Genomic DNA, 686 nt, shown 5'->3' on the forward strand with positions numbered 1-686 from the left:
AATTGATAGCTTATGGTTGTGCTTATATATGCTATAATTACTATCCAATTTTTAAAAACAATACCACTTAAAAACCTGTTTAATTTATACATAACACTAGTAACACTTTGCTTAGTTGATAAGCTAAGTCAAGTATTTATTTAAATAAACTTTTCTATTTCAAATCCCTATAAATACCAATTATTGAGTTACTAATATATACACTTTAACTTTCTTCTTTTTCCTACTAGTTTTAAATAAAATGAATTTATCTGTATTATTTACCTTAATTTAATCAATTTATTTCAACACAAACTATATTTTAAATATAAATATTCGTTTTAATAAATTAAATCTATCAATAGAAGGTATATAATATTCAAATTTTTTTATGATTACTTTTAAAGCTAGATGTGTTAGAATGGCTTTAACTGTAAAGAAAGGTTGATGCCTAATTGATTACAACTCAAGAATTAATGCAAAAATATAATGTTTCAAGACAAACAATAAATAATTGGATTCGAAAAAAAGAAATTCCAGAACCGATTGAAAAAAAAGGTCGTCAAAATGCATGGACATTTAATCAAGTGAAATTAATAGATCAAAAAATGAAACAAAATCGTACGGAACAGTTAGAACTATTTAAAACCATGCCTGTCCCTCTTCAAATAAATAATAGAAGGTATTTAGGTAGTAAACAAAAAATA

The 686-nt window shown here is 23.5% G+C and carries 1 protein-coding gene; it reads left to right on the forward strand.

All coding sequences use genetic code 11. The features are described from left to right. Window positions 1-434: 434 nt before the first annotated feature. Window positions 435-686: helix-turn-helix transcriptional regulator (locus CD127_RS12795; RefSeq protein WP_240623883.1), on the forward strand; the 252-nt coding region annotated here is incomplete at its 3' end.

This window comes from Staphylococcus petrasii, assembly GCF_002902565.1.
GTDB classification, from domain to species: Bacteria; Bacillota; Bacilli; order Staphylococcales; family Staphylococcaceae; genus Staphylococcus; species Staphylococcus petrasii.